The 5235-nt window shown below is 49.9% G+C and carries 4 protein-coding genes; 1 reads left to right on the top strand and 3 read right to left on the bottom strand.

The features are described from left to right. Positions 1-215 precede the first annotated feature (215 nt). Positions 216-1439, top strand: a complete 1224-nt coding sequence (locus RMO35_RS15155) for a PQQ-dependent sugar dehydrogenase (RefSeq protein WP_309742162.1) — start codon at positions 216-218, stop codon at positions 1437-1439. A 105-nt stretch (positions 1440-1544) separates the two neighbouring features. Here the strand turns inward: RMO35_RS15155 and RMO35_RS15150 are convergent, their stop codons facing one another. From RMO35_RS15150 to ald, 3 genes are all read right to left on the bottom strand, one after another. Beyond that, positions 1545-2039: a hypothetical protein gene (locus RMO35_RS15150; protein ID WP_309742161.1), complete on the bottom strand. Its 495-nt coding sequence runs from the start codon at positions 2037-2039 to the stop codon at positions 1545-1547. 480 nt (positions 2040-2519) lie between these two features. Further along, on the bottom strand, positions 2520-3650 hold the full coding sequence (locus tag RMO35_RS15145) for an alanine--glyoxylate aminotransferase family protein (protein WP_309742160.1): 1131 nt from the start codon (positions 3648-3650) through the stop codon (positions 2520-2522). A gap of 160 nt (positions 3651-3810) precedes the next feature. Then, the gene (gene ald, locus RMO35_RS15140) at positions 3811-4896 is read right to left on the bottom strand and encodes an alanine dehydrogenase (protein WP_309742159.1); all 1086 of its coding nucleotides are present in this window, start codon (positions 4894-4896) and stop codon (positions 3811-3813) included. Positions 4897-5235: the final 339 nt, after the last annotated feature.

Raw genomic sequence — 5235 nt, 5'->3', positions numbered from 1 at the left:
GGCTTCGGTCTTAACTGTTAGAACACACTTCTAGCATAATCCCTTGCCCGTGTCCCAGAGCAGTTTCTTTCATCCCTTAGACGACGTTTTAGTCGGCTTAGTTGCTCTGAAGGAGAATCGAGCGGATGTCTGTCGATCGGTTAATAGAGAGATGAGAACCACCACTAGATCCGTCAAAATAAAGCTAGTACATTGCATTCGCTTAGGCTTTATTTATGCTCAGACTAGTTCTTCTGAAACTTCGGTTGCCTTTATCGAGTTTATTGTGTGTAGTATCGATCTCGATCGGTGGCTGTACATCCGAACCACAAGCTTCTTCAGCTTTAGATGCCGTACCTTCACCCAATATTCCTAAATCATCTCAGTCTCAAACCTTTGCCCAGACCAATGCGAAGTCTTTTAGAGTCGAAACTGTCACTGAGGGCTTGGAAGTGCCGTGGTCGATCGAATTTTTGCCCGATCGATCTATTTTAGTGACCGAACGCCCCGGTCGATTGCGGATTATTCGTAATGGCAAGCTCGATCCCAAGCCTATACCAGGATTGCCCACTATTGCTGCTCGGGGTGAAGGAGGACTGATGGATTTGGCACTACATCCCAACTTTAGCCAAAACCGCTGGCTGTATCTCGCCTACACGATCGAAGGAAATGGCGGCCTGCTGCAAACTCGCGTCTCTCGGTTTCGACTGACTGATACAGGATTGACCGCAAAACTGGATATTTTCCCCGGCGTACCAGGAACGGCGGCGGGGAATCATTTTGGGTCGCGAATGGCTTTCGGACAAGATGGTAAACTCTACATCACATTGGGCGAGCGTGGCGAACCCAAACGTGCACAAGACCTGACTAATCTTAACGGCAAAACCCTGCGACTCAATGATAATGGTACTGTACCCAAGGACAATCCCTATGTCGGACGCAGCGACGCACGTCCTGAAATCTTTTCATTCGGACACCGCAACGCTCAAGGCATCGCCATTCAGCCCAAAACTGGGGCGATCTTTCAAACCGAGCATGGCCCATCAGGCTATGATGGTCGCCAAGGTGGGGATGAAGTCAATGTGGTCGAGGCGGGTAAAAATTACGGTTGGCCGAATATCAGTTACGATCGCAAGGCTCCAGGACAGTTACCGCCGCTGTTGCTCTATCAAGACGCGATCGCACCATCTGGCGCGACCTTCTATACTGGGAAAAGTTTTCCGCGATGGCAGGGCAATTTCTTTTTTACCAATTTACGCGGTCGCTCTCTGATTCGGGTGGCGCTCGATGGGATAAAAGTCGTCGGACAAGAGCAGCTATTGCAGCAGCAATATGGACGGTTGCGGGATGTCAAGCAAGGGCCAGATGGGTTCTTGTATATTACGACTTCGGATAATGATGGCTATGGTGATGGTCGCGCGGGTGGCGATCGCATTATCCGATTAGTGCCTAGTTCATAAGGGCTGGAGATAGCATATCTCAAATTGACTTGCTGTTTATCGATCGATGAGATCGGCTAATACGATTGGGGATGGGAACAGTTATCCCAATTTGTTCATTTAGGATTAATTTGGCACATGTCCGAGCAGATCGCGAAATAATCTAGCGATAATCGAGGCTTCGTTAAAGCAACCGAACATGACTACGCCATAAACCGCCAGCATTGGCACGAGCGAAAAGCTCAGATCTAAATTTGCTGACAATGTGAACGCCAGTGCCGCACTCAGTATTAGTAGAATTGAGACGACGAGCCAGGTGGCAGGACGCATCTGTAAGTCGATCTTCGAGCCATTTGCAGATGATGCGATCGCGCCGCGCGTAACCAGCGTATACTTGCGATCGCCGAAAGGGCCATCCAATTTGAATAGGTTGCCAGCAATCGTCCCGCTATAATGCCTAGTGTCTGCCAGCCAGCCACTGCCTGCGGTGAAAACAATCTGCTCCGAGAGCCGTTTTTGAAGAATTATTTCGACTTCTCGGACACTTAGATAGCTATAAATAGTGTATTTGGCATAGCCAACTAGGGTACCCAGGTTGAAGCGCATCGGTGAGACACTCATATATTTTTGACAAATTTGTCATGATGTTTGCGAATATGCACCGATTGGTGTGGTTATTCGCAAACGGTGTGAGAGGGTGTCTGAAAAGGCTTTTCGGTTTGAATCGGAGATCTAAATCCCCCTTAAAAAGCGTTTTGCTTTGTACTGTTCGGGTTCCCCGACAGTGTAGCGCACCAAGCAGGGGGACCTTAAAAGCCCCCTTTTTAAGGGGGTTGGGGGATTTAGATCTTAAAACGCAGCAATTAGACTTTTCAGACATCCTCTGACAGATCGCTCTTGATGATGAGCAGATCGCTAAGTAGCTGGACATAATTAAAGTGACAATGACGAAATCGCCCTCACCCCGCCTTCGCCTCCGGCTCTGGCTCCCCTCTCCCAAGCTTGGGAGAGGGGTTGGGGGTGAGGGCAAAAGGCTGGCATCTTATATTTAATTCCGCCTAGCTACTTAATAATCGCCAATCCGACCCTCGTCTTAGGAGCTTAGATGACTTGTTTCAATGCCGCAATTAGTCGATCGACACTATCTTGACGGCTGTTATAGCCCATCAATCCTACCCGCCAAACTTTGCCAGCGAGTTCGCCCAAACCGCCACCGATTTCGATATTGTGTTCGGTGAGGAGTTGCTTGGCGACTGCTTTGCCATCGACGCCAGCGGGGATGCAAACAGTCGTTAAAGTTGGTAAGCGATACTGTTTTTCGACGTGCATTGTTAGCCCGATCGATTCTAAACTAGACCATAGATATTCGACATTCGATTGGTGTCGCGCCCAACTTTTATCGATGCCTTCCTCCGAAACCAAGCGCAGAGCTTCGCGCAAACCATAGTAGAGATTAATCGGTGCGGTATGGTGATACATCCGATCTGCACCCCAGTATTTACCCAAGAGCAGCATATCTAGATACCAATTGGGCACCTTTGTCTTGCGGGCTAATAATTTGTCCATCGCACGCGGACTCATCGTAAAAGGCGATGCTCCAGGCGCACATCCTAAGCCCTTCTGAGAGCAACTGTAGGCAAGATCGACCCCCCAATCATCGAGGTGAATCGGCACGCCTCCCAGGCTGGTTACGGTGTCGAGCAGCAGCAAACAGTCGTACTCGCGACATAGTTCGCCCACACCTTCGATCGGCTGGCGGCAACCTGTAGATGTCTCAGCATGAACCAATCCGAGGATTTTGGGACGGTGTTCGGACATCGCCGTACGCAGTTCGTCGAGCGAGAAATTTTGCCCCCAAGGTTTGGAAATAGTGCGGACATCGGCACCATAGCGCCCCGCCATATCTACCAATCTATTGCCAAAATATCCCGCCACCCCAATCAGCATCACATCCCCAGGCTCGACACTATTAGCGACAGTCCCTTCCATCGCCGCCGTTCCCGTTCCGCTAACCGCGATCGTATGTGGGTTGTCGGTTTGCCAGACATACCGCAGTAGGGATTGAATCTCGTCCATTATCTGCAAAAATGCTGGATCGAGATGTCCCAAGGGGGTCGTACTCATCGCTTGGAGGACGGTAGGATGAGCATTACAAGGCCCAGGGCCGAGTAATAGTCGATCTGGCACAGCGAGCGGTTTTAGGTGTTGTAGCTGATTAGTTTTGATGGACATGGGTGGCTGCTAAAAATAGATTTAGTTTCAATTATCTACCAAAGTCGATCGGGTAAACTTGCATCTTCACACCTGAACAATTTGCTGTATACCCCGTGCAGAGTAACACGACAGTTGCCGCGCGTAAATAAATCAATTCCCACTCATTATTCTCTAGAAGCTAGATTAAGTCAGGAAAAACCGATCGCACGGCTGGATGGACGATCGATCCACCGCGTACATTTACACCTTTGGCAAGATTTGGATCTAGATCCAGCGCATCTAAACCGCGATCGGCTAATTTCATCACATAGGGCGCAGTACTATTATTGAGAGCTTGCGTTGCCGTCCACGGTACCGCTCCCGGCATATTGGGTACGCCATAATGGACGACTCCCGATTCGATGTAGACGGGACTCGTGTGTGAGGTAGGGCGTAGCGTCTCGATGCAGCCGCCTTGATCGACGGCAACATCAATTATCACCGAACCTGGTTTCATCTGCCCGACTAGCTCCTTAGAGACGAGGATCGGCGCACGTTTGCCCAGGATTAGAACTGCACCGATGACTAGATCGGCTGTCCGAACGCAGAGTTCGATATTGGCGGCATTGCTGTAGAGATAAGTCACCCGCGAACCGAAGATAGTTTCGAGATAGCTCAAGCGATCGATATTCACATCCAGGATCGTCACCTGTGCGCCTATGCCCACCGCCATGCGGGCTGCTTCGGTACCGACAATTCCCCCACCGAGGATCGTCACTCGTCCGGGTTGTACGCCCGGAACGCCGCCGAGGAGGACACCACTACCGCCCTGTTGTTTTTCGAGATATCTTGCGCCAAATTGGACTGATAATCTCCCCGCGATGATGCTCATCGGTGCGAGGAGGGGTAGTTTACCATCTGGTAATTCTACTGTCTCATACGCGATCGCGTTGACACCACTATCGATGAGGTGTTCGGTGAGGGTGCGATTGGCAGCCAGATGGAGATAGGTAAAAAGGATGCGATCTTTTTGCAGGTATGAGTACTCTGTCGATAGCGGTTCTTTGACTTTGACTACCATTTCTCGCTCCCAAGCCGCCGCCGCTGTCGGCACGATTTTGGCTCCAGCTTGGAGATATTCAGCATCCGGAAAACTAGATCCTGCACCAGCATTAGTTTCGACGTATACTTGATGTCCGCGATCGCTCAATGCTCGGACGATACTTGGAGTTAACCCAACTCGAAATTCTTGGTCTTTAGTTTCCTTGGGAATACCGATATCCATGTTTGCTGCTGCTTGTGATTCTCATCGTGCTTACCACCATCATAATAGCGGGCAACCTAAGTTTGAGAAAGAGTTGTAGACTACTAACTTAGATAGGGGATAGGGGATAGGGATTAGGGGATAGGGGAGACTGGGAGACTGGGAGACTGGGAGACTGAATGACGGGATTGCGCCATTACCTCTTACTCCTTACCTCTTACCTCTTACCTCTTACCTCTTACCCTAATCCCTATCCCCTATTCCCTATCCCCTATCCCCTAAAATGAAATACCACATACCGGGAATTATCGAGGGTTACTCGCAGGGTTATTTTTTGATGGCAGATGATGAGGATAGCGA

This window comes from Chamaesiphon sp. OTE_20_metabat_361, from assembly GCF_031364565.1.
This window is presented reverse-complemented; position numbering and strand designations above follow the sequence as displayed.